This window comes from Microbulbifer sp. THAF38, from assembly GCF_009363535.1.
In the GTDB taxonomy this organism is placed as follows: Bacteria; Pseudomonadota; Gammaproteobacteria; order Pseudomonadales; family Cellvibrionaceae; genus Microbulbifer.
On record NZ_CP045369.1, the window covers coordinates 1,552,952 to 1,579,366 of the forward strand.

The following is a 26,415-nucleotide window of genomic DNA, read 5'->3' on the forward strand; positions in this document are numbered from 1 at the left end:
CTGGCACCTACGTACCTATACAAATAATAAGCGATTGGTGCGATCAAGGACATTGACCCTGCCCATCACTCTCCGTGGTGTATCGGGATGTTGAGGCAGAGGTATCAGGAAGAGATAAAAGCCGGCGATAGTAGCTTCTTATAGTAGTTTCTTACTGTACTCCGGCATCCACTGGCCTGGCCAGTTTTCACCCCACAATATCAAGCTGACTTTTTGCGAAAGGGACTCACTTTTTTGGCGCTTCAAGGACATTGAGAGAAGGCCAATGCGGCAACTTTTCGTGTAAAAGTGTATGGAGAAAAAATGAAGAAAATAATAATTCGGTGGTATGCCGCATTTTTTATGCTGCTTGGGTACACCCCCTTTGCGCTTAGCGCGGAATGGCTTTTGGGTGCAGGTAAATATGACATCACTGGCCCAGCAGCCGATGTGGGTATGGTTGGTTACGGCGAAACCAGTCAGACCACCAAGGGAATCCATAGCCGCCTATGGTCCCGTGCATTTGTGATTGCCAATGCACAGGATAGTGAGCGCCTGGTGTTTGTCTCTGCCGATTTACAGGGGATTCCCCAGGGGGTTAAACAGGGAGTAATTGCCAAACTTAAGAGCAAATATGGCAACAGCCGCTATACCGACGAGAACGTTATGCTCACGGCTACCCATACACATGTTGGGCCCGGTGGTTACGATCATTATGTGATGTTAAACATGAGCGCGCTTGGCTATGCGGAGGATAACTACAACGCGATCGTTGAAGGTATCTACCAATCAATAGTTTCTGCGAATAATGGTTTGGCAGAGGGTGACATTTATCTGGAGCAGGGCACATTGCTTAACACCAGTATCAATCGAAACCCGGAGCCATATGCGCAAAATCCGGATGCCGAGGACTATCAATACGATACCAATAAAACCATGACCCAGCTCAAGCTGGTGAATGCCAATAATGAAGCTCTAGGTATTATTAACTGGTTTGCGGTGCACAATGTTTCACTCGGTACCAGCCAGCGTCAGCTGAGTAGTGATCACAAGGGCGCTGCCAGTTATTTATTTGAACAGTGGGCAGCAAGCCAGGTGGATACCACAGGGAGTTTTGTCGCAGCCTTTGCCAATAGTAATTTGGGTGATGCTTCCCCCAATATTTGTGGCCCAGGAGATGGTTGTGGCTCTAGCGAGTATGAGAGCCTTGTGTTGGCTGCAGAAAAACAAGTAACTAAGGCTAAGTCTCTCTACAGTGCTTCCGGCAGTAAATTATTAAACGATCTCGATTACCGTCACCAGTATATTTATTTTCCCGGTTATACCGTAGCTGGAGAATATACCGGCGAAGGGCAGCAGAATATATGTGAGGGCGCCGTGGGCTGGTCATTTACTGCCGGTTCCTCCTGGGATGGCCCTAGTGGGATCGATGGTATCTTCGAGGGTATGTCTGTTGAAAATGAGGGCACCGAGTGGGATCGTAGTGAGAGCTTGTTCGAATCCGTGATCAGTGGTTTCCCGCTTTTTGGGCTGATGAATGCTTTCTCCGCTGCTGCGGTTTACGAGGATACACAGGACGATCCCTGCCAATATCCCAAGCCCACTTTTGTTGAGCGCAAAGTGATTGGACAGGAGTTGTATACCCCCTATCTGCCATTCCAGATGTTCCGTATCGGCTCTCTGGTCCTGGTCGCCGCACCGGGTGAAATGACTACTATGGCCGGTCGCCGTTTACAGGAGCAAGTATTGTCCGCGATGCAAGGTCACGGTATTTCTACCGTGGTTATTGCCGGTCTGGCCAATGCTTATACCGGTTATGTCACCACTCATGAAGAGTTTGACCGCCAGCACTACGAAGGTGGGCATACCATCTATGGCCCCAACACCCTAGCGGCTTACCAACAGATTTACACGGAAATGGCCGATGCCATGAACAATGATTTGGCGGTCGATGCTGGACCGACACCGGCGGATTTATCCGATGACCAGATCATACATGTCATTGGTGTGGTCTACGATGACAAGCGCCTATGGGAATCCTTTGGGCAGGTTTGGGATGATGTGCGTAACAGCTATTCCGTTGGCGATACCGTCTCCGCAAGCTTCCGCTCCGGCCACCCACGCAATAATCTCAGAACCGGGGGCACTTTTATCGAAGTGCAGCGCAAGGTAAATGGTAACTGGGAAACCTATCTTACTGATAATGACCTGGATACCCGTTTTATCTGGACGCGAGATACTGCGGTGGACTGTTTAGCTTGCTCTTTTGCCGAGGGTCAGTGGGTGATCGGTGAGGATACCCCAGCGGGTACCTATCGCATCAAACACAAAGGTAACTGGAAGAGCGGTTGGAGCGGTAAAATCACGAGTTACAGCGGAAAGTCCAGCAGTTTTACTGTGAATAAATAAGTCAGTAAGGCTCACTCAAATCCCCAGAAAGCAGGCCGTGGGAACGGCCTGCTCTGGAGAGAACTATTTGCAATTCTTCCCTTTCATCGCTTTTTATTGGGCCGGTACCTTTTGTAGTTGAAAGTGGGCTAGGGCCTTTTCAGCAATTTCCTTGCCATACTCCTGTACGAAATGACCGGCCTCTTCAACTTTGAGAGGTTTCGGGCAGTTTTTGATGGTGCTCCTCAGCATTGCCATTACTTTTTCACCGAGCACGGCATCTCGCATTCCAATCGCCATAAAGCTATCGCCTTCCCAGTTACTGGACCAGAACTCCCTGGCTCTAAGCCCCAGTTCCGCACCCTCCATACCGGGATCAACCGGCACAATCGAAGGGAAACGGCGGACTCCAGCCTTATAGCGGTTGTCTGGGAAGGGCGCATCATAAGCGACTATATCCAAGAGATTAACTTCAGATCTGGCATCATTGGCGATCAGTCCACCCACCGGGATTTCTGGAACACTGACAGAGAAGTTTCTCCAGTGGTAAAAACCTTCAGAGGCACCATCCCCGGCTGCAATCGCGGTATTCATTACCAATAAACGAGTAGATCTACCAGGCATATCCATAGGGAGGGTGAGTCCCAGTAGGCCGCCCCAATCCTGGCAAACCAAAGTGATATTTTTAAGGTTCAGGTGCTCAATCAGTTGTATCAGACTGTTTCGATGGAAGTTAAAGGTATAGACCTTGTCATCCACAGGCTTGTCTGAACGACCAAAACCAAAGAGATCCGGGGCAACTACCCGATGCCCGGCTTCAACAAATACTGGAATCATTTTGCGGTATAAATAGCTCCAGCTTGGCTCTCCGTGCAGGCACAGGAATGTCGTTTCCGCACTGGAGTTTCCTTCATCAATATAGGCCATGCGCATGGAATCGTAGCCATCCAGGCTATCGATATAATGAGGTTGGTAGGGAAAACCAGGCAGAATGGAGAAGCGTTCTTCGGGAGTTCTTAATCGCTCAATAGACATAGATAACCCTCTTTTATTAAAAAGTTGGTAAGTGGTCTTATGCTGTGAATCCTCGACGTTCAACCATAGCCTAATAAATAGGCTGAATAAAGTTGACAAGGTGTATAAATGGTTCCTTAGAGTTTTAAATACACTGGTTTCGAAAATTTAATCTCCTGCTGGAAAGGACCATTCCCATGATTTTGATCTTTATAATTTGAATAGAGATTAAGGACTGGCGATTTTCATTATTAACTGCCAGCTTACTTGCCATATTAAAAATATGGCTCTCTCATCTAAAAATACATGCATGGCGAGCTCCAGGAAGGGATCTGCTGTAGCTATCTATCTACAAGTTACCATTCACTGCCCTGGGTCTTCCGGCATTCCGGCATACCTGCGGGTCAATTGACCTGATAGATCTGATTACCTGAACGAGCAAAGAGGTGTTGTATAGTACACCCAATATCAGCCCCCATAACCGGGGGCTAATCAGTTCATAATTTAGGTAGTGAGACAAGATGGAGTATCAGTCCTCGAAGAGTGCAGTTTTGCAGCTTTGGAAGAAGTTTGGTGGTTCGGCGTTTGGACGCTGGGCAGTTTCTAAGATTGTCGCTTTCAAGGCACCTTACTTTAGGTCTATCAAGCCCTGCTTTACCCAAATATCACCTGGGCGCGTAGAGGTATCTTTGAAGAAACGCTGGAGTGTGACGAACCATATCGGCACCGTGCATGCCATTGCCATGTGCAATGCTGCTGAACTTGCCGGTGGGGTTTGTCTGGATGTTTCCCTGGATCGCCGCTTCCGCTGGATTCCTGTGGGTATGGAAGTCAAGTACCTGAAAATGGCGAAAACCAACCTGAAAGCGGTTTGTGAGTATCCAGATTTTGCCTCCATTGAGGCTGGGGATGTAGTGATGCCGGTGGGAGTCTTCGATACCAATGGTGAGGAAGTATTCCACGCGGATATCACCATGCGAGTGTCCCAACGTCCGACAGCCAAGTAATGGTTTCTCGATGGACTGTAGCTTGTCAGCATGCATACAGCCTGTCGTAAATTGCCAAAGTTGATCTTTCATAGAAAGCTTGGATGGCCTCCATGGCCTTTTCCCGACAACTTTGGCGTATCAGACCTGGTCTCTTAAGCAGGTGTAGGTGGGTGTAGGTGATAGTTGTAAGGGGGGAGTGGGTGTAGAGAGGTCCAGAAAGTCGTAAAATAGACCAGCTAGCAATAGTTATCGACCGACTACCTGGAGGAATTATGGGTTTAATTTGGAAACTGGATCATTCGACATCTCCCTTTGAAGAGGTCGAGGGGGGTGTTGCTGAGTATGAAGTACATAGTACTGAAAGCCCGGCACTAAGCAGCGACGATATTTATCAGGATCTTGCTGAGAACTTGGAACTGGCCATTTCCAAATTTAACCAAAACGTTAACGATGCTTCCCGCTTTTTCCTGATCCACTGGGAGCCACTAGCTTCGACTTTAACGTTGTCTGTCACGGATGACCAAAGAGAGAATGACTCTCGAGTGGTTGTTCGTTGTCATTTCACAGCGCTAGAAAAGCAATTACAAGAATCCGAATATGAATCTGACAGTGAAAAGCAAGCTGCACTGGGGATGTTTTCTGAGGACTTGCATTTTTGGTGCAAGGAGTTTCTCTCTACTGATCAAGGGTTTAGTCAGTTCTCTTTGATTGCACTCTTTACCGATAGCACTAGGGACCGGGCAGTTATTCTATAGGTAACCCAGTATTAGAATATGTTTTATGGGTGGTTGTTTCTTCCTGCGAGCAAGTAAGAAATAGCCTGCCTTGCCCTTAATCTTGTTTTCAATAATCTTTTACTCCGGCGAGTTTACTTTACAGATGTTCTGAATTTTTTCACGATTTATAGATTTGCTGAATACTCTGTATACCAGTTGTTAGTTTCCCAAACTTTAATCTTTTCGAATTTGATATCTGGGCCAGAATTATGGGTTGTAATTTTTTCACGAATGGCTTCATACCAAGCTTTAGCAAGATTTTCAGAACTTGGTTTAAAAGGGGTTATGCATAATTTTCCAACCTTTGAACTCTTTAGAATAAAATGTGGCTTATTTTGTTGTTGGTTGATGATGCTTGTATATTCATTGGAGCTGATAATTTCCTTTAGAAAGGGATCTTGAGAGTCAATAATCGTAGCGTGATCACATAAGTCTTGAATCTCGGCTCTAAATATAGTTTTTAAGAAAGACATATCTGTGGGTGGATCTTGGTATTTTACCCTGCATGTACATTCCACTCGATATCTATACCCAACAAAGCCCTCTTCCAGGTAGTTGTCCTCAATATAGGCGTAATTTACTTTCTTGGTAATATTGAGATCAATACAGTAGGTGATATTGAAATGCTGAGCCATTGGGGTGATCTCTTGATTTGCTTAGATTGTCGCTACTAGCTGATGAGTATAATAGATTTTTTGAGGTTTTCTGGATGAGGTTTTCAATGTGAGGTTAATAATATTTTTAACTGCACAAACCAAATTCTAAATGGCAGATTATATTGGTAGGGGTTAAGCAGTTAAGCAATTGTTCCTTATTTTATAAGGAAATACTGGGAGAATTTATGGCGAGAAGTAGGATGAGATATGCTTTTAGAGGAAGTGCTTAGGCTCGATTCCCACTCTGCCCAGTTATTACCGCTGCACCAATCATATGTGCTAACCGGAGGGCTTCAGGTACGTTACCGTTATCGGTAGCTTGCTCTAGCACCTGGGCAGCAATATTCGGGGGACAGCCCTGTACCTGGAAGTGAAACCCTTTGTCAGAGTAAATTTCACCCGCTTTTAGCAGAGTTTGCCTGCGCAGTGGGTAATCAGAGAAATTCATTAGCGCTTTATCAATGGCCAACATGTCGGGAGGCCTGCGCATTACGGCGATGCAAGGGCATCTTAGTGATTCGGTCAGCTTGGGTAAGTCGATGATGTTGAAGCCTCCAACGGCGAGGCCATCAATTAGCACCACGTTGATTTGTGGGTAAAATTTGCTGTTTTGCAGTAACTGCGTAATAACTTCGGTGGCATCCATACCATCCTTTTGTACTTTACCCCAGAGCATGCCCTCAAAGCGGGTGTTGGTACAAATTATCCCACTGATGTTAACCGGTGAGCCCCGTTCCTTTTGGAAAGGAGCATCGTCAAAGCCAATAATGCGAAGTCTTTTCTTCAGGCGAAGAAGTTCTGCGAGGGGCTTCATCGGCTATGTTTTCATTTGCTGGAATAGATAGGGAAAGAGCCGCAGCTTCTCCTCCTGAGTAAGAGATTCGACCCGTTGGATATTATTTTCCGGAATGCTCTCCGGATCTGGATAGAGGTCGATCATTTTGGCCAGGTTTTCTTCCCTCAGTAGGTGCAGAATCGGGTAGGGAGCACAATTGGTGAGGTTCTCTGCGTCCTCTGGGGCAGTACCAGCGAATTGATAGTCTGGGTGGAAGCTGGCCAGCTGGTAGGTGCCCTCGTAGCGGTTGCGCCCCAGAAGCCATTCAGCCAGATCGAGAAACTGGTTGTAGTCAGAAAAGTCCTGAAGATGTTTGGGAATAATCAGCAGGGTAGTTAGTAGCTCATCTTCCGGCGTGCTGTCGAGTAATTGAAGCTCTTTGAGGAGGTCCGCTAGTAGAGCATTATCCTCATCTGCCTCGCTGACTTTGTAGCGAATCTGGCCAGCGCGCAGGGGTTTGCGCGCAAAAGGGCAAAGGTTTAGGCCCACCACAACATTGGTGAGCCATTGTTCCACTACCTGAGTAACATCTTGCTCCATGAACTCGCTTACCACATCAGGTCGTCAGGAATTTGGAAGTCAGCGTAGGGATCATCTTCATCCATTGGAGTGGAAGTCTCTGCGGGCTTCACGATGATGTCGGCATTGCGCTCGGCAATTTTGTCGGCGATTACTCTGGGTACCAGTTCAAAGCGTTCACCCTGGGCGACAATTACCAGGCGGCCAGCTATTAAGTGGTCACGCAGTGTCTCACTGACATATATAGTTTTGATTTTTTTATCAAAGGTGAAATTGTAAGCAGTTTCGCCAGAGTAGGGCTGTCGGTTGTTTTCCACCAGTTGCTTGATTTGTGCGGCGATGGCCTTTTGTTGAGCCGCCGCATCGCGTTCGGCATTCAGTGCGCGATCCCGTGCGGCCTTCTCGGCGCGGGCCTGTTGTGCGGCCAGTTTGGTTTCATCAACTTGTGGCTGTGATGATTTCTTTGCAACCTTTTGCTGTTTGCGCTTCTCCTTACCGATCTGCTTGGCTTTTTTCTTGTCGACGAGTCCCGCTTGTAATAGCTGGTCTTGCAGTGAGGCCATGGTCTGTTTCCTGCAATAGTGAATTGGATTATGAGCCGCCATTTGCCTGGTGGCCACTTGGTCAAGTTGTAATCAGGGAGTTTCCCTGACATGGGTGTAGGGCATTTTACCTGAAGATGGCCTTAGTGCTGGCAGGGAATTTGAATTAGGGGGTCCAGGGCTTGCCGGAAGTGGCGGTAGCAATAATTTCATCGGGCTCTTTACCCTCGCTCAACATCTGTGCGCCCCCTGGAATCATTAGTGCTGAGCCGGTGGCAATGGCCACACGCTTGCCGCTGGGGGTGTCGATGTTACAGGAGGAAACCCTTAACTGGCGACCGCGGTGCAGAACCTGAGCTTCGAGGATCAGATCCCCACTATTGAGCTTGGCCGGTCTGGCAAAGCGAATGTGCATATCGAGGGTGGCAAAAATAGAACCTGCCGATAAGGTGGAGTACACAGCGGCGCCCATGGTGAAATCTGCGGCCCAGGCTAGTAGGCCCCCGTAGATAGATAGGGTGCCATTTGAGAACCAGGGAGAAGATGGCATGGTCGAGATACAGCGGCCGTTCTCAATCTCGATCGCGCGGTAACCGGTAAGCATCCATATAGGGTGGATACGGCCTTCATTAATGGTGGTGCGCTGCAGTTCAATGGGCGTTTGCTCAGGCAAGTGCGCCATATCGCAAAAGTAGGGCTTGGGTGGAGGTCTCAGGTATGGATCTGGTGGATCGGTGGGCCCAAGGTCAGGCAGTGGCAATTCCTGATTTGGGTTGACCGGAAAGTCAGCTATCAGGCAGCGGGTGCTTCCATAAGCAAGGGTTCTACCTTCCTGGTCATTAATCTGGATACTGGAGAGGCCTACCTGACTACCAGAGTGCACGGTGGTGGCTCTGCCGACAATATTTTGTGTGGTACTGGTAATAGGCCGAATAAAACACATGTTCAGCTCAGATGTGCTGAGTACTTTACCGGCTGGCAAGGTGGTCCAGATTGCGGAGGCGAGGGGTGCGTCAGCGAACATCGCATAGATACCACCCCAGTAAACGCCGGTACCGTCTGCCAGCCAGGGCGTAATAGGCATTGAGTAAGTGGCTTTACCAAGCCCCGCTTCCGTTGGCTGCATGCCCGTGAGCCGCCAAAAGGGCGGTCCCGGTAGACTTCCTCGAATATATCGCTTGAAAGTCTGTAGACCGGGTTGTTGCAACGCTCGCAGGTCACAGATGGCACCGCGATGAACTTCGTCGGTGATATTGGTCATCCCCCGCCTCCCAATTCATCTATTGCAAGATTAATGTGCAAAGGCTTGGTCAACGAGGGAATCTGTGGGTGGTTTTGCGGCAGGTATTTTGGACCTGCCGCTGATTGGCAGAGGGGAGTAGTTATTTCGGAGAAAAATCCGGCAAATTCAGGGTTAGGGTGGTTTTTTCAATTGGGCGCCCCTCCAAAAACAAGTTGATGGTTTCCTGTATCTCGGGGGATGCCATAAATAAATTGTGTCCGGCATTTTCTACTGTCACTAAAGTGGCATTGTCCAACCCCGACATTGCCTCGCGTTGGCTCTCTATATAGGTTCTCCCATCCAGTGTGCCACTCAAAAGTAAAACAGGAATATCACTGCGGGGGTTACTGCGGAAATTCTCACCCAGGTCAAGCTCCCTGGCCAATCCATCATAGTGATAGGAAAAGTTGAGGTAGTCACCAAGCAAAGCGTTTTCGGCTTGTCTCCTCACTTGCAACTTTCGTTGCTTACTCATACCTGAGGCAATATCCATTGCTGTTGGCATGGCGCGCAGGGAGATCGGAGTTCCCGGGTTGTGGAATCCATCGGGGAAGTAACGCCTGGGCACTTGATCAAAAGCCGGAACCTGCCCCAAATCGATCGAGCGATAGAAACCCAATAAGTAGGCGGCACTTTTGGGGTCAGCGATAAAAGAGGAAGCTATCCTCTGCATATCCCGGCGTTGAAGCAGGTAATCCAGGTTCTCGCCATCTCGCTGAGGGATCTGAATTTTGAGTGGTTCCCGTTCCAGCTTTGTGTGCACTCTTTTGATCAGTGCCTTGATATCCGGATAGGCGGCTTTAGCGGAGGGCTGTTGATCCACGGCTAGTTGCAGACGGTCCAGGTAAGACTCAGTACGTGCAGGTAGTTTAACAGTCTGGTCAAGGCCCTCAGCGCTGGAAAGAATAACTCTATCGACCGAGCCTTCGATTTCCCTCAATGCCGCTAAGGCCAGATGGCTGCCATAAGAGGTGCCCCACAGGACAATTTTCTCTGCGCCCAGATGTTGGCGTAGGGCTTGCAGGTCGCGGGCATTTTCCAGGGTATTATAACCCGCGAGATCGATGCCTTTTTCGTGCCAGAATGTTAAGCATTCTCGCAATGCTTCGCGATGATATTCGATGTATTTGGCGTCGGAGATTTTTTCCAGTGCGGGAACCACTTGCCGGGATTCACAGTTAGGAAGATCATTTGAGCGGCCGGTACCTCGCTGGTCTAAGGCGATGACATCGCCGTACTCCCGCAGAGCCATAAACATATCAAAACGGTAGTTAACGGCCATAATACCCGACCCGCCTGGGCCACCAGCTAGATAGATGATGGGTGGGCCTGGTTGCTTTCCGGTTGCAGGAAAGCGTACATAGTGAATTTTTAGCGAGCGGCTTTTAGGAATGCTGCGATTTTCTGGTACTTCAAAGAAGCCCTTAAGACCATCCGCGGTCTGTTTGTTCCAGGTTGTAAAAGTGAATAATTCCTCGTTTTTAGCGGGCTCTGCATGGGTGATTGCTGTGCTAGTGAGGAGGCCTAAAAATAGAATCCCCTTAATCAAGGGGCGATTGAAGATAAAACGCATTGACTACTGTCCTTCCTTAGATCGAATTTTCCGTATTTTATACTTGAAAAATATTGATTGAGCCAATTGACAATAGGATGGGAAATTTTCTCAGGCTTTCCTTACGAGGCGAACTTACTTCAATCATTTATAGGGAAAGCTTGGTATTTATCGATGTAGCGTTTTAGGTCGTCATTCTTCTTTGGTCAGTCTTGATTTTGCTAAATAGACAGGTTGTCACAAAAGGCATAAAAGTCTTAATGGTCGCGCCAGCCTTAGGTGCTGTTCGTAATTTCATAAACTTTTCTCAATCGTACTAGTCGGGTATTGGGACTATTGGTGTCGCTAAGGGCAGGGCGGTGTTGATTAAGAAGATCGGTTGCCAGGTAACGTTCAGCTTGGTCAAGAATAAACGATTAACTCCGGCTTGGGATGTATTCAGTGAGTGAGGTGTATGAGCTTGCTTAGTGATTGTATGGGTTGATGTTGCTTGTCGTAAAAAAGGCGTTCTATTCTGCTTGAAGACTTCTGAGAGAAGTTTATCTAAATTTCCTGTGCGGTTATTCTCCGTTAATGTAATTGTAGTTTTTTGAGGTCGATGATTTTTCTTGATGGTGGTTGCCGCCAAGCGTTTGCTGTGTTTTGCTTGTTTTTAGTGTTGTGGGGGTGTTGTCTTAAGTTAATTATAAAAATAAATTTTTCCATTCTCATGTATGTTGTTCTGTTTGTTTGTCTAATCTTTTCTGTGTTGAAGGATGCTAAATAATTAGTTGAATCACGTGTGTGTTTCACTATGGATAAATTTTATCAAAAAGATATTTCTCCTTGGGTGGATGAGTACCTTCCAAGGTTGAGGCGATATTTCTCATCTAGAGTAAACTCTGCTGATGTTGATGATCTGGTGCAGGAGGTTTTTGCTCAGTTACATTGGCACCTTAATCAATCTGATATAGAGATTGAAAACCCAAGAAGCTATATTTTTGCAGTTGCTAAAAATCTTTTGGTTAGTCATAGCCGATACCAAAAGTCCCGATGCCGAACGCTCCATGAATCACTCTCGCAAGATTTGGATATTCCCGATGTGATCACGCCTGAACGTACAGTAATAGGTATACAGGATTGTCGATGCGTATTGAAGGCGATTTTAGGGTTGCCTCCCCGAGCAGGGGCTGCATTCAAATTTCACCGCTTTGAAGGTATGACCTATCAGGATATTGCCGAACGTATGGGTATTTCCAAAGAGTCGGTAAAGGAGCTTATTCAGCGCGCACTGATAAAACTGAGGAGGGCTTTGGAAGAGGTTCCGTAGCTCTTTCTCTCAAATATTTTAATATAATTATCCTTCAGGTTAAGGCTGACGAGGTAGGAATATTGCCCAATCGTTAGATGCTTCAAGATGCTTCAAGATTCTTCCAGTGTGCTCCAGTAGTGTTAATCGAAGAGTAGTTGTTCTGACTCTTTGTCAACAAGCAATCTAAATACTTCGCGACTTGTTAAATTTAAGATGGGTTTACCCTGCTTCGTAAGTGCACGTCTCTATCCGCTTACATTTCCAAATTTTAAATCCACTTTTGCTAGCTTGAACTACACTCCTGAAGGTTTTTCAGAAGTGAAAGATAGAGAAAACCTGCATTCCCTTGCTGAAAACTAACCCTTTTATAAAAGTTGATTGAAAGGTGGCTTGCTGGAATATTTGGTCATTGCTTTTGTTTTTTTATGTTAATTTGATTGGGTTAATTTTTTGGTTTTAGGGGGTGTGTATATAGAAAAAAGCTTTGATAGATAGGGGTATCCCCCCGATTGAAATTGAAATGCGTCTTTAACCTGGTTAGGCCTGAGATAAGGTGGTGTTTGGCTGACAGAAAAATAGAGAAAATATAATAGAGAGAATCAGAATGATGATGAGCCTGCGTAAGCAAAAGAATTTGATTGCACAAGCGATTCGTGCCACCAATCCGCTTAATCGAACAACTCCTTGGTACAGTGCTGCAATAACATGCCTAGCAATGTCTATTACTCCTTCTGGAGTGCTTGCCCAAGATGGGCAGAATACTGAAAGAAGTAGCCGCTCCAAACAGCCTATTGAGGAAGTAACGGTAACGGCCCAAAAGATTGAAGAGAGTATCCAGGATGTCCCTATTGCAGTTTCGGCACTCTCGGGGGACAACATGGATGCCTTGAAGATCGAACGTGGTGAGGAACTACTGCGGGCAGTGCCGAATGTAAATTTCTCCAAATCTAATTTTAGTACCTATAACTTTTCCATTCGGGGAGTGGGTACCAAAGCGGTCTCTGCGGCTACGGATCCAGCAGTGGCAGTGAGTTTTAACAATGCGCCATTGATTCGGAATCGGCTATTCGAGCAAGAATTTTTTGATGTCCAGAGGGTAGAAGTGCTACGGGGCCCTCAGGGCACACTCTATGGCCGCAACGCTACCGCCGGTGTGGTTAACATGCTGCCGATAATGCCGGGTGATGCATTGGATTCTGAAATTAAGGTGGAAATAGGCAATTATAACTCCAAACGCACTAGTGGTATGTTTAATCTGCCCATGGGCGATACTTTAGCCCTTCGTCTTTCCGGTGCTATGACCAAGCGAGATGGTTTTGATACCAATACTTATACCGGAAATGATGTGAATGATCGCGACCTCTATTCCACTCGTGCAATCTTTGAGTGGAAGCCCGCTGATAATTTTAGTGCCAATTTGATCTGGCAGCACTTTGAAGAAGACGATAAGCGCTCACGTACAGGGAAGCAGCTCTGTACTACAGATCCAGGCATTTCAAAGATAGGGGATACTGAAGTACCTGAGAATTATAGGGGTTTCTTTAGTCAAGGTTGTTTACCTGGCTCAATCTATAGTGATGAAGCGTATGGTACGACAAATGCTAAGGGACTTGCATTTGTTGTTGCTCCGCAAGCACTCCTTTTTGGTTATTACCCGGTAATGAAGGAGTTTCTTCCTAATCCTTATGCCAATGCCGAGCAGTCCAGAGATTTGCGTGAAATCGCCACTAGTTTTGATCCTGTGTTTCGTGCTGAAAATGACCTGGTGCAGTTAAATTTCTCATGGGAATTGAGTGATACTCTGACGTTTTTTTCTCAGTCAACCTACGCCAAGGATGACTACTACTCTTCCCAAGACTACAACCGGTATGTTTCAGATGCGATTTTTAGTGACTCTACTGAATTTGGGATGGACCCAGGCCCTACGCCGGATGGAGTTTATACCGATCCACAGCTAGGTCCTTCAGAAGGGATATTAGCAGTGGATATCAGCCGATCTGATAACAAGCAGTGGAGTCAGGAATTTAGACTTCAAACATCTTTTGATGGGCCTTGGAATTTTTCAGTAGGTGCAAACTACCTGGATTTTAAAACTCAGGATGATTACTTTGTATTTAACAATATGTTCACCCTGATTGCTGAGCATGTATACAATGGAGTCTATGATCCTGAGTCTGGATTGGGGTCAGAGAATTGTACGGATCCTCAGAATAAAGAGGGTTTTCAAGATTGCATGTATGTGGATTATAACTCGTTAGCAAACATAGATGAGGAAGGTCACAACTATTTCCTAAGTCGCAACCTAGTTGAGACGCGCTCTTGGGCCCTATTTGGAGAGGCCTACTGGCAAATTACTGATGATGTGAAGTTAACTACTGGTTTGCGTTATACCGATGATCGCAAACGCTCCACGCCGGTACCGAGTCAATTATTATTGGGGACTGAAACTAATAATGATACCGGTGAGATTGTTCCTGGCTCGGCCTCTGGGGGACTGGTTTATAAAGGATACCCTGAGGATGACGAGGTTACTCAAAGCTGGAAGGAGTATACGGGGCGCGCCGTATTAGACTGGCGTACAGATACGCCTTTTACCGATGAAACTATGTTTTACCTCTCCTTTGCTCACGGTTATAAAGGGGGCGGTACCAACCCTCCTCGTGCAGATATTGATCCCAATGTTGTGCAATATCAACCTTTAGATGAAACCTTTGAACCTGAATTTGTTAATGCAATCGAAATTGGAACAAAGAATGTTTTACTTGATGGGAGTTTAACTCTTAATGCTAACGCTTTTTACTATGACTATAGCGATTATCAAGTTTCCCAAATCGTTGACCGTATTTCATTAAATGAAAATTTTGATGCGGAGAGTATGGGGCTTGAGCTGGAATTAGCATGGCAGCTTACAGACAGCACTCGGCTGGATATGAATATGGGTTATCTGAAGACCCGTATCGCGGATGGTGAAGAGTCTATCGATGTAATGAATCGTACTCAGGGGCATGAAGACTGGCTCGTAGTGAGGCCAAGCCTTCAAGTACCTTCTAATTGTATTGCTCCAAAGGACGTGGTTGAGGCAACCTTTGCAATAGATTACCCATTAATGCTCTGGGCTTTGTGTGATACTACGGGTAGATGGGGATCATTTACACCGGAAATTGAATCCGACCAATATTTTGATTGGTTACTATCAGAACCCTATAACCCAATTACTGATGCACCAAATGGAGCACGAGGTTTTGCGGCTGACTTGAGTGGTAATGAGCTTCCTAATGCCCCACGCTTTACCCTAAATTTAGGGATGGAGCACACTATACCTATCGAAGACTGGGATCTTACCCTGCGCGCCGATTACTATCGGCAATCAGAGAGTTATGCACGTGTATATAATACTGATTATGATCGCCTGAAAGCATGGAGCAATTTGAATGCCTCTGTCAGCCTGAGTAATTCTAATTCGGAGCTGTATATGCAGCTCTATGTGAAGAACATCTTCGATGATGCACCAATTACTGACTTATTTACCAATAGTGATGACTCAGGTCTCACTACTAATGTCTTTACTTTAGAGCCGCGTATAGTTGGCTTTAGTATTAGTAAAGGCTTCTAATGTTTTTAGGAGGTGCCGCGACGAGCTGACAGAAGAAAGTTTTTGTTGGTTTGTTGTGGCGCTACAAATAACTTTGTATTGCCGGTGAGATGCTACTGTCAGTAATTTTAAGTGATATACATTAAAGATTTTAGAGGCTCTTTCGAATATCTTGATTTTTTGATGTGTGTGCTGAATGGGAAACAAGAAAGCTTAAGATTTTAATTCTATTAGGCTCTCATTAAAGAAATACCGCTAGTAAAAACTAGCGGTATTTCTATGTTTGTTTTACTTCGTTCTTGCTAGGGGACGGTAAATGATGATTGCGGATTGGTTGAGATTACGCCGTTAATAAAACAATCACTGCCGCTACCGGAGCTTGGGATTTGTGCGTTATTAAAGGTTATTCTTCCATTTCCCTGATTAAATGTACCCACAAGGTCTCCCACACAATTTCCTGTTACAGCCGCAACAGATACATTCTTTAAGGTGACATTGTTGTTGGAGTGTCCAACCAATTCATAGGGTAAGTTGTTAAAAGTAACCCTGTTGCACATATTCAAAAAGCCTCCCGATAACGCTAAGCTGCCTACTGAAGCATCTGTACCGGTTGAGTTGACACTGCCGGAGAGGGAGCAGGTGAGTTGAATACCTTTCTTAACTGTTAAGTTTCCAACATTCGCCAGGGCGATAGCGCCAGAAGGAGACCAAGTTGCGGCACTAGCCAAGCCAGTCAGTCCTGCGGTAGCGATACAAAGAGTGGCTGCAGTAAGGATCTTTTTCATAATAATAATTTCCTCAAACCTAAGTTATATGTTTTTAACGTCGCATCATCGATGGAAAGGAAGCCCTTTCATAATTAAAGACGACACGGTAGGTGGAGAGGGGGGAGTCTTGCAGAGAAAATCGACGTGAAATTATTGTTTGTAAGAGTTATTGGTTTTTTGTTGTATAAGATATGTGAATACGAAATTTAGCTTGTTTTCTTACTTCTAAAGACTATTAGTGCGTAGTTTTTCGGTGTGCTTTAGCCGGTTTTTAATGTCTTTTTGTTTGATGTTAGGTTGATTTTTTGATTGATTTGTATGAAAAGTAGGTCGCTATTTTGTTATTCTAGTGATAAGTGGAAGACGCAATATATTTTTATTTGAGGGGTTTGTAATAAGTATAGAAAGAGCTAGCTGTTTGCAGTTAACTCTGTTTCATATGTGCTCAAATGGATCCACTTTCTTTCTTGTTGGTTGTTTAAGTAGTGCTGGGGTGATAATTTGTGCTGATGTTCTAGATTGATGGTTTGTTCAGAACTCTTTCTATTAAGTAAGGTGAGTTGACCCAAATAAGCGATCAAAATCTTTTGATTGGCTTTCGGCTTTATGTAAGATCCACAGGCGTTTTTAATCCATTTTCAGTAATTGGTTATATTAGATATTAATTTTATACCTTATGTGATAGGGCTTTTATGTTTAAGGAATTTGTATGTTAAAGAAGGGTTTTGCATTTATATCGGCTTTAATTGCCTTGCTAGGCTATACAGTTTGTTTTGCTGCTGGAGAGAGCTCTAACATTAAAGCAGAGGCTTTATTCGACGCAGCACTTGACAGGGCTATCTCCGAAGCAGCACTTGACAGGGCTATCTCCGAATATGAGATACCAGCTATTTCTTGGGTCTTTGTATCTCCAGAAGAAGTAATTTACCAGGGCGTTAAGGGTACTAAAGTAATTGGTGGAGAAACTCCAGTTTCCATTAATGATCCAATGCATATTGGCTCTAACACCAAGGCTTTCACCGCTTATCTGGCAGCTATTCTTGTCATAAAGGGAAAAATTGATTGGGATACTCATGTTTCAGAAGTCTTTCCTGAAATACCGAAAGAGAAAGCGAACAACTATGGCCAGGCAACACTTTCTAATCTTCTTTCACATCGGGCCTGGATCAAACCAATGACTGGGGAGGAAGAGTTCTCTGAAATTCCAGAAAAATTTATGGATACTGAACTTTCTCCCAAAAAAGCCATGGAGCTTAGGAAGGGTTTTGTCTACAAAATGTTGGAGCTTCCTCCCTCACCAGCGGAAGATGGCAAAGAATTCAGGTATTCAAATGCTGGATATGTGCTAGCTGCCTCCATGCTAGAAAAGGTTAGCGGTAAGCCCTGGGAGGAGTTGATGACAGAGTTTGTTTTCAAGCCTCTGGAAATTGATGCGATTTTCGGCTGGCCCGGTAAACATGATAGTAAAGGTGTGTATGGGCATATCCCTGGTAAAGATGGCCAACTTATTCCTGACGATCCTAATGGAGAGAATACCATACCCACTATTTTCGGTCCGGCTGGTGATCTTAGTTTGTCTGTACTGGATTATGGAAAATGGCTTATGGAGAACTTGAAGTGCTTGCAGGGGGAATCTAAAGTTTTGACTCGAGAGTATTGTCAATTGTTGCATTTTGGTGCGGCTAAAGATAACCGCTTTCCTATGGGGTGGGGTAGTAAGTTCAAAGAAGGGTTGGGACGAGTCAGTACCCATTCAGGTTCCGGTGGTACTTTCCTAAGCTATGCCATTATCTTTGCGGATAAAGGGCGTGCAATTGGTGCTACTTTCAATAGTGCAAATACCGATGCAATCTTAGCCTTTAAGGATATATACCCCGCTTTTAAGGAGGCGGTGGTTCCAGGCGAGAAATAGTAACAATTTTCAGCTGATCTTATCAGAGCCTGTTTCTAGGAATGCCGTGAAATTGAGTAAATTTCCTAAACAGGCTCTTCATAACCAACAGAAATTTCTATCTATTCGTGAATTTTATTTCTGATGGTTGTTTTAAAAGGTAGCCGAGCGATGCTGTTTCAAAGTAATTCCGTGATTGATCGATACTTATTAATCCCCTTGAAAGGGGTTAATAAGTGATGTTTGTTAAACCTAGAGGCTTGGTAAAGGGTATCACTGTTTCCAACAAGTTTAATAAGTTAAATCTCTTCATTGAGGTCTATTAGGCCTTCTTATAATCCCTGCCTATTGGCAGTTCTCTGGTAATTTGTATCAGTCTTACCTCTTAATGTTGTTGATTTAGCTCTTTTACTCGTAAATCTTCACCGTTGGCTTTTGGTGGCATTATATTTGGTGGGTTGGTCAGTTTTACCGCCTGAAGCTAGTGATCGGCTAAACCCTATTGGTAGTTGATGTACCTTTGGAGGGATATGGCTACTTTGATGAATTTTTACCCTCCCGACCATTGATTCATGTTGCTATACTCCGCGCCCTTGAAAGCCCCCCTATCTTATGACGGAGAATTTGATGTCTGATTCACAGTGCGACATTGGCTTTATCGGCGCCGGTGTGATGGGTAAGAACCTGATCCTGAACCTGGCCGATAATGGCTATCGGGTCTGCGCCTTCGACCTGGATCACAACCGGCTCAATGCACTGCTGGAGCAGGATAAAAAAGAACGTGGTGATCAGCCTACACGTGTAGAAATCTGTAATTCATACACCGAGTTGTTGGCTAAGGTCAAAGCACCGCACCTGATCATTCTCTCTGTGCCTGCAGGGGCTCCAGTAGATGATGTCTGTAGCAAACTTTTGGATGCTGGCCTCAAGGCCGATGATATTGTTGTGGATACAGGCAACAGCCTTTGGACCGACTCGGTAGAGCGTGCCAAGCGCTATGAAGGTAAGCTGATTTTCTTCACTACGGCGGTATCCGGTGGTGAAGTGGGTGCGCGTTTTGGGCCGTCTCTGATGCCCAGTGGCGATCCCTACGCTTGGAGCCGTATCGAGCCTGTTTGGCACGCAATTTCGGCCAAAGTAGACAAGGCCAGCGGTCAGCCCATCGAGCGCTTTGAGCCAGGTAATCCGGTGAAAGGTGGGGAGCCCTGTGCGGCTTATATCGGCCCTATTGGCTCTGGGCACTATGTGAAAATGGTGCATAACGGCATTGAGTACGCGGATATGCAAATGATCTGCGAAGCTTACCACGTGATGCGCAGTGCCCTGGCGATGTCACCGGCGGAGATTGCCGAAGTGTTCCGTGAGTGGAATCGGGGCCCATTGAACAGCTATTTAATTAATATCAGTGCGGAAGTACTGTCTACCCTGGATTCCGTTACCGAACAGCCGTTGGTGGATGTGATTCTGGATCGTGCGGGCCAGAAGGGGACCGGTCTTTGGACTGCTATTAGTAGTCTGGAAGTGGGATGTCCGGCGCCGAGCATTGCCGAAGCGGTTTACGCTCGCTCCCTGTCTACCCGCAAAACTTTGCGCACTCGTGCGGCAAAGAAACTCAAAGGTCCGGAGCTCACCCAGGTGGCGGCAGAGCAACGCGAGGAGGTTATTCAGCAGCTACACGATGCTCTCTACTGTGCCAAGATCTGCGTATACGCTCAGGGCTTTGACCTGATGAAACTGGCTGCGCGGGAGCAGGGCTGGCAGCTGAACTTCTCGGAAATCGCACGAATCTGGCGCGCCGGCTGTATTATCCGGGCGGTATTCCTGCAGTCCATTAGTGATGCCTACAACAGAGACCCCAAACTCTCCAACTTGTTATTAGATGACTTCTTTACCCGGCAGATCGCCGACCACCAGGCTAACTGGCGTCAGGCGGTTGCCAGTGCAACCCTGAACGGTATTCCGGTGCCGGCGCTGTCTTCGGCCTTAAGTTATTACGACGCCTTCCGCTCGGAATCCCTGCCTGCCAACTTGTTGCAAGGGCAGCGGGACTTCTTCGGCGCGCATACTTTTTCACGTGTAGATCAGCCCGAGCAGCGCAAGTACCACGTACAGTGGAATGAGGCGGGTCGCCCGGTTGTAGAGATTTAGTAGAGATAAAAAAGCAGCTACTGGCACTTTGGCCTTGAGTGGGGCTTTTGCCCCACTCGAAGTCAGTGAATTGGTAGCTGGTTACCACTTCAAAGCACTAAGCGTACTCCTAAGCGCAATATTTGTGCTGTGAGGCGAAGGTATTAAAAGACTACTTCCTCTACTTCTCGCGCCAGGTCTTCAGCTTCAGAGCGGGAGGCTTTGGCGACAATCTCCTCTACACTGGTAGATTCGGTATTCATGCCACCGAAGGCATTGAGCAGATCCCGGATCAAGGCTGAGATTTCCAGTGTCATTACCGCAAAATCCGCATCGAAGCGCTGTGCTGCACTTTCGGCATCGGCGCCATCTGCTTTTTCCAGCAATTCATCGCTAAACTTAACCCGCTTTAGAGAGAGTTGATCGTCTACCAGGAAGTCGACCCCACCGCGCCAAACCAGTCCCAACTTGTGCACCTGCAGTCCGGCAACCAAGTGATTATGAATTTCCTCGGCACATAGGTCTTGGTTTTTGCAGCGGATCACGCTACCGCTGTCCTTTGGATCGCGCAGTTCACATTCGTGGCCGAAATCAAACTGAGCGGGGGCCTCGGGGGCGGTGAGCCAGTGGGTCATTGTCTGCTGCGGTAAGTTTTTGGCTGATAGTGGCACTACCGCGAGGCTGCTAATGGCCTCGCGCAGGTTTTCCAGCAACTCTTCAGCGGCGGAGGCAGAGGAAGCATCTACCACAACCCAGCCCTCCTGCGGGGCGATATAGGCATAGTGCAGGCGGGAGCGAGCAAAAGCCTTGGGACGCATTTCCAGCAGTACCTCATCTTTGAGGTTTTGACGTTCCTTGCGGCCCACCTGTCGGGCCTCTTTCTCGGAAATCGCCTGGGCCAGCTCTTCCACTTTCTCATTGATAACGGCAGCAGGTAGAACTTTCTCCTGCTTCTTGGCGCAGATCATCAGGTAGCCATTGGTGGCATGTACCAGCTGGCTGCCGTGTCGGCCCAGTGGAGAGACCCAGCCGTAGCGGACACTATCCTGGCTGCCGCAGGGCACGAATGCCTGGGCTTCCAGAAGCTCGTTTAATTTTTCGGCATCCAGGGAGAATTCTTTGGTTAAGCGGTAAATACGAAGGTTCTTAAACCACATACATCAGGCCATTGGTGTTCAGTTGTGAGTGCGGCCGTTAATTATGCGGAAACTGGGGCGTGGCAGCTAGTGAGCTGTTTCCAAAAGACGAATTGCCTGTTTTTTGTACGCCTTTTGGGTGGGGTTGGGGAGTGAAGGGGCTAGGGGGAGTATGGGCGCTCCCCCGAGTGGCTGAGGGTTATTTTTCCTTTAAAAGACTGGCCATAACCGGGCCCGCTTCTCTGTGAAAGTCCATGGGGTTGAGTTCCAGTAGCTGCAGCGCGGTTGCGGCCACTTGGTTTTGATAAAGGGTAGGGCCGCCGGATAGTTCCCCAAATCTTTTAAAATCCGGGCCCAGGGTTGCCAGCCAAATTTCATCGGACCCGGGTATGCCATCTTTATGTGGATGATCCGCCTTACCGAAATACTGGGTTAGGGCTGGGCCACTGGCGTGGTGCGGCCATGCCTCAACCGCATTGCCGCGTCCATGATCTACTGTGATGATCAAATTGGTATTGTCCCGATAACCTTCAATGGATTGCAAAGTCTCCCACAGGTCGGCCAGGATGGCATCGCTACGGTGGGCTGAATCCAGGTATTGGTGATACTGCTCATCGTGGGCAAAATCATCGGTTTCTCCCAGTGCGATATACAGTACTCTGGGTTTCTTCTGAATTAAGTATTCCTTGGCCAGTCCCCAGGTAAAGGCGTCGGGTCTTACATCGGGCCAGAATACTGGTAATTGCTCCTGTAGCTCATTAAGAAAACGAGCGCGTTGTGAAAGGCGCGGCCAGTCTGCTGTTTCTAGTCCCGCATTGATAAAAACACCGCTGCGTTCACGGTTGACAATGGCTGAGAAAGCTCCCCAGCTACCAAAAACGGCCACGTGACCTTTAAAATGAGATTTTCTGTTGAGCCACTCAAGGAAGGTAATATTTGAATTGGGTACTGGGTCATTGGAATTTATTGTTGGATCCGCACGACCGGTTAAAATTTCGTTATATCCAGGGTAGGAAAACCACCAGCCGTTGGTGATGTTAGCCAGGGAATTTTTGTGGCGATTGCCAACTAATGTTCCTTTTTGTTCTACAGTGCTCCACAAAAAAGGCAATAACTGTTTGCGTTTTTCCTCCGCAGATTTCCCGCCAAAACGCTCAATCAACTGCTGCTTATTTTCGGTATATTTTTCGTGATCGATAAGCTCAGGGTCGTATCCATTGAACACCTCTTGCCAGCGAAGGCCATCGATGGTTACAAGGACCAGATTGTCTGCGGCATAAGAGGCAGTAGAAATTGCCATTGCCAATAGCGTGATAAGAAATGCTTTCATTAAGGAGTCCTCTGCGGGCATAGTCCTAATTTATTATTCTTTGTTTGGTAATGTGCCGTTGAACCGCTGGGCGCTTATAGATATTAACCCGGCTGATAAAGAAGTGAATGGATTAACTTGACGATTGTTGAAGGTTTGCACGGATAGACTCCAGGCACCCAACGAAGTGGTGCCTGGAGTCTGGTGCAGATTTAGAAATCTAGGGTGGCAGATAGGGAAACAGTACGCGGTGCGCCTATCCAGGCTCCCCCGGACACCACTGTGCCCAGGTAATCCTCATCAAATAGGTTGTTGACTACAAGATTGAGGTTCAACCCACTGAGGGCTGGGTTGAGATCTACTAGATCCAGGCCGAGGTAGGCATCGGTCACCATATAGGCGTCGGCTACCCAGGTGTTATCCAGGTCAACATGGCGATCACCGGTATATTTACTGGAAATGCCGCCGTAGAAGATTTCTGAGTTCCAATCCAGGCCGATCACGAGCAGGTGATCAGCAATACCTACAACATCATTACCAGGGGTGAGGCCCAATATTTCGTCCACGGTGGCATCACCAGTACCGATATAGGTGGCATCGATCTGGGTATAGGAAGTATAAAGGTTTAGCGAATCACTGATGCCGTAGTCCAGTGATAACTCCAAGCCACTGGATTCGATTCCCCCGGCGTTAAAGTAAGTACCATTGGTGCCGATTAGGTAGTTTTGGCCGCTTGCACTGTTGTTATCCAGGAAAATGATACGATTCTCAAACTCATTCTCGAAATAGGTGCTGGTTAAGGTCAGGTTATCACCGGCATAGCGCAGACCGATTTCGATAGTTTCGGAAGTTTCTGGTTCAATGTTATCCAAATCGGATTCTGGTCGTTCCAGGATACTATCGCCAATAGCCTTAAAGTTTTCGGCATAACCGGCAAATAACTCGATACCCTCTAAAGGCGTTTCCCAGGTGAGGCCGGTGGATATCAGGATATCGGAGTCGGAATTGATAGTTGCATTAGGGGATTCATTAAATAAATCCTTGCGCTCTACATCCACAAAGAACTGCTTGGCCCCCAGGGTCAAGGTGACAGTATCAATGGTGAGAGCATCTTGCAGGTACCACTTTTGGGTTTCTTGAGGGTAGCTGCGATCGTACTGAATCCAATAGGGGGAGGCATTGAAGTCGGCACCTCGGCTGGCATCGCTGATCTTATGCCAGTCACGGTATTCATCACGGGTGGCATCTTCATACCAGATTCCACCGCGCAGGGTATTTTCATAACCGGCAATAAGGCTGTTGTGGGTAAAGTCCAGCGTCAGGCCTGTGCGTTCTTTTTCATAATGCGTATGACGATAAGACATTACGGGAATGGTGTCAGTGGAATAGCAGCGCGGATCGTACTCCTTCCCAGAAGGGCCATAAATATTATTCACAGAGAAGGAACAATCTTCCTCAGGCGCGAGAGCATTGCCTCTGGCATCTACAAAATAAATCTTATCTAGTTGAGTACCTCCAGTTGCTGTAGTCCCCCCGAGGAACTCGGATTGGCCGTTATTGCCATCATCAGTGATATTGACCAGATAAGGGGGTACCCAGTCTCCGCGACCTTCATTGCGGTGATAGTAGATTCCACCTTCTACATTGAATTGGTCAGACAGGTCAAAATCTAATTGGGTGTAGGCTAGCAGATTCTCGCGGATGGTGGACCAGCCGCGGCGATAGAGTTGGTCGTTATACGGAATTCCGGTCCATTCGCCACTGAGGAAATCATTTTCCGGGTGCTCTTCAAATTGTGCATTTGAGTAAACCCGCTGGTAATTGTCCTCGTGAATATCATCGTAGGAAATATAGGCTTTGATAGAGCCTCTCTCCAATCCGGTTACCAGTTTAGCGGCGATATGCTCACGCTCATTCTCGGCTGTTTCAGTGATCCAGTCGGTGGCTTCCTGAGTGGAGTAGGAAATCCAGGCTTTAGTATTGCCTGCAAAGGTGCCGGTATCGAAACGGTAGTAGAGGCGTCTCGCATCGAATTCCCCGGCGGCAAGTTCCATACGGCTGCGGCGATGATCGGCTGGGTCGTCAGTGCGGTAATCGATGGTGCCACCTAGGGCTTCATGGGAGCGAGAGGCAATGTCTGCGGTACCTTGGGATACTTCTACCGAGCCGATATTGGCGGGATCCACGAAGCGATTTGCCTTGGAGCCCCCGCCATAATTGGACCCGCCATTGGGAATGCCATCTATTGTAGTACCGATTTGCTGCTCATCCAGACTGTTGCTAAATCCCCGCACGCTGATATTGGTAGACCAGTCATCAAAGCCGTAAGTATCGCCTTCGTTGACAGAGACCCCGGGCAGATTGTCGATCAACGCATTCACACTGGTTATAGAGGACTGCTGTTTGCGCATAGCTTCGGAGACTTCACTGCTGTTAAAAGTAGCGCTTGCCCCTAAAACAACCACTTCCTCTATTTGGCCACTACTAGACCGCTGCGCTATTAAAGAATTTGCGTTGGTCAGAGTGATAATAGCAATAGCCGAAGCGAGGCAGTTTCTTCTGGTATTCATCGGGTAACTCTTTAGTTGTTATCAAATTATTTCAGACGCGGGGTATTTATATGCCCGGCGCGTTTTGCGCGTACATTGACGGCTTCCGATGAAAAATTCCTTACAGACCTGTGAAACTCTTTTGACCAAATTGTGAAGAGATAGGGATAGCGTTGGAGTCAGGAGGTGTTAATGCAGGCGATTGATTAATGTAAGAAAAAGGGGGAAAGACTTGACGAGTGTGTAAGAAAGCTCAGTTAAAAGGAAAGGGAGCCGTATTGGCCGCTTCCCACAGATGATTCGCCTCAGCTATGGGAAGGATGGGGAAGGAGTGGCTATGAGCCTTCAGGAGGCGATCTTCAGAGAAATCCCTGTGCAAGCTTCGAGTGCATTCCAAATTACTCGCACAACTGCGTTCCAGACTTTCTCTATGGTTATGGCGAGGAGACCGCGCAGGGTTTTGGCAAAATTCAAGGCCATATCCTCAATAGAGTCCAGAAAGTAATCTCTCAGCTCATCATCGATTTCCCCTTCGGCAATGGCTTTGGCAATCATTTTTGCCTGTAAAGCCAGAGCCGATAACTGACGATCTGAAAAACCGCGAATTTCAGTAACGTCATGCTCAATAACAGTAGAGGCTGCATCTTTTATATCGGATATCAATTGGGTTACGTCCAGTAACATGGCAAAGTCCTCAGCGGTTTAGAAATGATTCGTAGGTTAGAGCCTGGTCCATAGAAATGACTATTTCATTTTTGAAAAGAGCTACAACTGTAGCGCGAAGCCCTTTGTCCTCATCTTCTTTGCGCATACGATTTAGGCTCAAGGAAATTTTTTCCAGAGAATCGACACTGGGTGGCTGTTCGTTAAAGGCGATATCTGCTCCTGTGGAATTGAGATAATTGTTGATTTTCTTGAGTGTATCCTTATTCGGGATTGGCCGAGTGTTGGATTGCATTGCCAGGGCATCGATCTTGCCAATTAAGGCATGGTAATTTTGATTTCTCTCCGCATAAGAGTCTTTACTGGTACCGTGGGAAACCAAGGAAAAGAACTGCAGGATTTCAGCGTTCACCTCGGTCAAGTCTGAATAGAGCTCCGCATCATATCTGGGAGCCAGCTGGGAACATCCACTGATGGCTAGAGTTAGCACTAGGTAAAACAGGGCTGACGCTACCTGGGATGGGGTGGACAACATCTGTACTCTCCTTGCTGTTGGCA

Annotated in this window: 20 protein-coding genes; 7 read left to right on the forward strand and 13 right to left on the reverse strand. The window is 46.9% G+C overall.

The window, feature by feature from the left end; all coding sequences use genetic code 11:
- Positions 1-303: 303 nt before the first annotated feature.
- Positions 304-2,388 carry a neutral/alkaline non-lysosomal ceramidase N-terminal domain-containing protein gene (locus FIU95_RS06635; RefSeq protein ID WP_152452654.1) on the forward strand — a complete coding sequence of 695 codons (2,085 nt, stop codon included), beginning with the start codon at positions 304-306 and terminating at the stop codon, positions 2,386-2,388.
- A gap of 93 nt (positions 2,389-2,481) precedes the next feature.
- Here the strand turns inward: FIU95_RS06635 and FIU95_RS06640 are convergent, their stop codons facing one another.
- Complete coding sequence (locus FIU95_RS06640; RefSeq protein WP_152452656.1) at positions 2,482-3,402, reverse strand: haloalkane dehalogenase; 921 nt, start codon at positions 3,400-3,402, stop codon at positions 2,482-2,484.
- 500 nt (positions 3,403-3,902) lie between these two features.
- On the opposite strand from FIU95_RS06640, the gene FIU95_RS06645 reads away from it, so the two are divergent.
- Together FIU95_RS06645 and FIU95_RS06650 are read left to right on the forward strand one after the other, a co-directional pair.
- Complete coding sequence (locus FIU95_RS06645; protein ID WP_152452658.1) at positions 3,903-4,388, forward strand: hotdog fold domain-containing protein; 486 nt, start codon at positions 3,903-3,905, stop codon at positions 4,386-4,388.
- A 254-nt stretch (positions 4,389-4,642) separates the two neighbouring features.
- Positions 4,643-5,125 (forward strand): hypothetical protein, encoded by a 483-nt coding sequence (locus FIU95_RS06650; protein ID WP_152452660.1) that lies wholly within the window; start codon positions 4,643-4,645, stop codon positions 5,123-5,125.
- Between the two features lie 146 nt (positions 5,126-5,271).
- Here FIU95_RS06650 and FIU95_RS06655 read toward each other — a convergent pair whose 3' ends face one another.
- From FIU95_RS06655 to FIU95_RS06680, 6 genes are all read right to left on the reverse strand, one after another.
- Positions 5,272-5,781 carry a 6-carboxytetrahydropterin synthase gene (locus FIU95_RS06655; RefSeq protein WP_152452662.1) on the reverse strand — a complete coding sequence of 170 codons (510 nt, stop codon included), beginning with the start codon at positions 5,779-5,781 and terminating at the stop codon, positions 5,272-5,274.
- Positions 5,782-6,028: 247 nt separating this feature from the next.
- Positions 6,029-6,616 (reverse strand): DUF99 family protein, encoded by a 588-nt coding sequence (locus FIU95_RS06660; RefSeq protein ID WP_152452664.1) that lies wholly within the window; start codon positions 6,614-6,616, stop codon positions 6,029-6,031.
- A gap of 3 nt (positions 6,617-6,619) precedes the next feature.
- A complete protein-coding gene (locus FIU95_RS06665; RefSeq protein ID WP_152452666.1) occupies positions 6,620-7,177 on the reverse strand; it encodes a DUF1415 domain-containing protein in 558 nt (185 codons plus the stop codon).
- A gap of 8 nt (positions 7,178-7,185) precedes the next feature.
- Entirely contained in the window at positions 7,186-7,719 is a 534-nt protein-coding gene (locus tag FIU95_RS06670; RefSeq protein WP_152452668.1) for a DUF2058 domain-containing protein, read from the reverse strand.
- A 145-nt stretch (positions 7,720-7,864) separates the two neighbouring features.
- The gene (locus tag FIU95_RS06675) at positions 7,865-8,959 is read right to left on the reverse strand and encodes a PaaI family thioesterase (RefSeq protein ID WP_152452670.1); all 1,095 of its coding nucleotides are present in this window, start codon (positions 8,957-8,959) and stop codon (positions 7,865-7,867) included.
- 121 nt (positions 8,960-9,080) lie between these two features.
- Positions 9,081-10,553 (reverse strand): alpha/beta hydrolase, encoded by a 1,473-nt coding sequence (locus tag FIU95_RS06680; protein ID WP_152452672.1) that lies wholly within the window; start codon positions 10,551-10,553, stop codon positions 9,081-9,083.
- Positions 10,554-11,325: 772 nt separating this feature from the next.
- Here FIU95_RS06680 and FIU95_RS06685 point away from each other — a divergent pair.
- Both FIU95_RS06685 and FIU95_RS06690 read left to right on the forward strand, forming a co-directional pair.
- Complete coding sequence (locus FIU95_RS06685) at positions 11,326-11,841, forward strand: RNA polymerase sigma factor (protein ID WP_152452674.1); 516 nt, start codon at positions 11,326-11,328, stop codon at positions 11,839-11,841.
- Positions 11,842-12,427: 586 nt separating this feature from the next.
- Positions 12,428-15,436 (forward strand): TonB-dependent receptor, encoded by a 3,009-nt coding sequence (locus tag FIU95_RS06690; protein WP_152452676.1) that lies wholly within the window; start codon positions 12,428-12,430, stop codon positions 15,434-15,436.
- A gap of 281 nt (positions 15,437-15,717) precedes the next feature.
- Here the strand turns inward: FIU95_RS06690 and FIU95_RS06695 are convergent, their stop codons facing one another.
- Entirely contained in the window at positions 15,718-16,200 is a 483-nt protein-coding gene (locus tag FIU95_RS06695; RefSeq protein ID WP_152452678.1) for a hypothetical protein, read from the reverse strand.
- Positions 16,201-16,891: 691 nt separating this feature from the next.
- Between FIU95_RS06695 and FIU95_RS06700 the strand changes: the two genes are divergently transcribed.
- Positions 16,892-18,094 (forward strand): serine hydrolase, encoded by a 1,203-nt coding sequence (locus FIU95_RS06700; RefSeq protein WP_152452680.1) that lies wholly within the window; start codon positions 16,892-16,894, stop codon positions 18,092-18,094.
- Between the two features lie 606 nt (positions 18,095-18,700).
- Positions 18,701-20,221 (forward strand): NADP-dependent phosphogluconate dehydrogenase, encoded by a 1,521-nt coding sequence (gene gndA, locus FIU95_RS06705; protein ID WP_152452682.1) that lies wholly within the window; start codon positions 18,701-18,703, stop codon positions 20,219-20,221.
- A gap of 143 nt (positions 20,222-20,364) precedes the next feature.
- On the opposite strand, the gene rdgC is transcribed toward gndA, so the two are convergent.
- The 5 genes from rdgC to FIU95_RS06730 all read right to left on the reverse strand — a co-directional run bounded on the left by rdgC (position 20,365) and on the right by FIU95_RS06730 (position 26,392).
- Positions 20,365-21,357, reverse strand: a complete 993-nt coding sequence (rdgC, locus tag FIU95_RS06710) for a recombination-associated protein RdgC (RefSeq protein WP_152452684.1) — start codon at positions 21,355-21,357, stop codon at positions 20,365-20,367.
- Positions 21,358-21,535: 178 nt separating this feature from the next.
- The gene (locus FIU95_RS06715; RefSeq protein ID WP_152452686.1) at positions 21,536-22,666 is read right to left on the reverse strand and encodes an alkaline phosphatase family protein; all 1,131 of its coding nucleotides are present in this window, start codon (positions 22,664-22,666) and stop codon (positions 21,536-21,538) included.
- A 191-nt stretch (positions 22,667-22,857) separates the two neighbouring features.
- Positions 22,858-25,215 (reverse strand): TonB-dependent receptor domain-containing protein, encoded by a 2,358-nt coding sequence (locus tag FIU95_RS06720; protein ID WP_152452688.1) that lies wholly within the window; start codon positions 25,213-25,215, stop codon positions 22,858-22,860.
- Between the two features lie 324 nt (positions 25,216-25,539).
- Positions 25,540-25,878: a hypothetical protein gene (locus FIU95_RS06725; protein WP_152452690.1), complete on the reverse strand. Its 339-nt coding sequence runs from the start codon at positions 25,876-25,878 to the stop codon at positions 25,540-25,542.
- 10 nt (positions 25,879-25,888) lie between these two features.
- Entirely contained in the window at positions 25,889-26,392 is a 504-nt protein-coding gene (locus FIU95_RS06730) for a hypothetical protein (protein ID WP_152452692.1), read from the reverse strand.
- Positions 26,393-26,415 lie beyond the last annotated feature (23 nt).

Excerpts from the sequence above, each read along its gene's own strand:
- FIU95_RS06635 (WP_152452654.1), top strand. The coding sequence starts at position 304 with ATGAAGAAAATAATAATTCGGTGGTATGCCGCATTTTTTATGCTGCTT.
- FIU95_RS06640 (WP_152452656.1), bottom strand. The coding sequence starts at position 3,402 with ATGTCTATTGAGCGATTAAGAACTCCCGAAGAACGCTTCTCCATTCTG.
- FIU95_RS06645 (WP_152452658.1), top strand. The coding sequence starts at position 3,903 with ATGGAGTATCAGTCCTCGAAGAGTGCAGTTTTGCAGCTTTGGAAGAAG.
- FIU95_RS06650 (WP_152452660.1), top strand. The coding sequence starts at position 4,643 with ATGGGTTTAATTTGGAAACTGGATCATTCGACATCTCCCTTTGAAGAG.
- FIU95_RS06655 (WP_152452662.1), bottom strand. The coding sequence starts at position 5,781 with ATGGCTCAGCATTTCAATATCACCTACTGTATTGATCTCAATATTACC.
- FIU95_RS06660 (WP_152452664.1), bottom strand. The coding sequence starts at position 6,616 with ATGAAGCCCCTCGCAGAACTTCTTCGCCTGAAGAAAAGACTTCGCATT.
- FIU95_RS06665 (WP_152452666.1), bottom strand. The coding sequence starts at position 7,177 with ATGGAGCAAGATGTTACTCAGGTAGTGGAACAATGGCTCACCAATGTT.
- FIU95_RS06670 (WP_152452668.1), bottom strand. The coding sequence starts at position 7,719 with ATGGCCTCACTGCAAGACCAGCTATTACAAGCGGGACTCGTCGACAAG.
- FIU95_RS06675 (WP_152452670.1), bottom strand. The coding sequence starts at position 8,959 with ATGACCAATATCACCGACGAAGTTCATCGCGGTGCCATCTGTGACCTG.
- FIU95_RS06680 (WP_152452672.1), bottom strand. The coding sequence starts at position 10,553 with ATGCGTTTTATCTTCAATCGCCCCTTGATTAAGGGGATTCTATTTTTA.
- FIU95_RS06685 (WP_152452674.1), top strand. The coding sequence starts at position 11,326 with ATGGATAAATTTTATCAAAAAGATATTTCTCCTTGGGTGGATGAGTAC.
- FIU95_RS06690 (WP_152452676.1), top strand. The coding sequence starts at position 12,428 with ATGATGATGAGCCTGCGTAAGCAAAAGAATTTGATTGCACAAGCGATT.
- FIU95_RS06695 (WP_152452678.1), bottom strand. The coding sequence starts at position 16,200 with ATGAAAAAGATCCTTACTGCAGCCACTCTTTGTATCGCTACCGCAGGA.
- FIU95_RS06700 (WP_152452680.1), top strand. The coding sequence starts at position 16,892 with ATGTTAAAGAAGGGTTTTGCATTTATATCGGCTTTAATTGCCTTGCTA.
- gndA (WP_152452682.1), top strand. The coding sequence starts at position 18,701 with ATGTCTGATTCACAGTGCGACATTGGCTTTATCGGCGCCGGTGTGATG.
- rdgC (WP_152452684.1), bottom strand. The coding sequence starts at position 21,357 with ATGTGGTTTAAGAACCTTCGTATTTACCGCTTAACCAAAGAATTCTCC.
- FIU95_RS06715 (WP_152452686.1), bottom strand. The coding sequence starts at position 22,666 with ATGAAAGCATTTCTTATCACGCTATTGGCAATGGCAATTTCTACTGCC.
- FIU95_RS06720 (WP_152452688.1), bottom strand. The coding sequence starts at position 25,215 with ATGAATACCAGAAGAAACTGCCTCGCTTCGGCTATTGCTATTATCACT.
- FIU95_RS06725 (WP_152452690.1), bottom strand. The coding sequence starts at position 25,878 with ATGTTACTGGACGTAACCCAATTGATATCCGATATAAAAGATGCAGCC.
- FIU95_RS06730 (WP_152452692.1), bottom strand. The coding sequence starts at position 26,392 with ATGTTGTCCACCCCATCCCAGGTAGCGTCAGCCCTGTTTTACCTAGTG.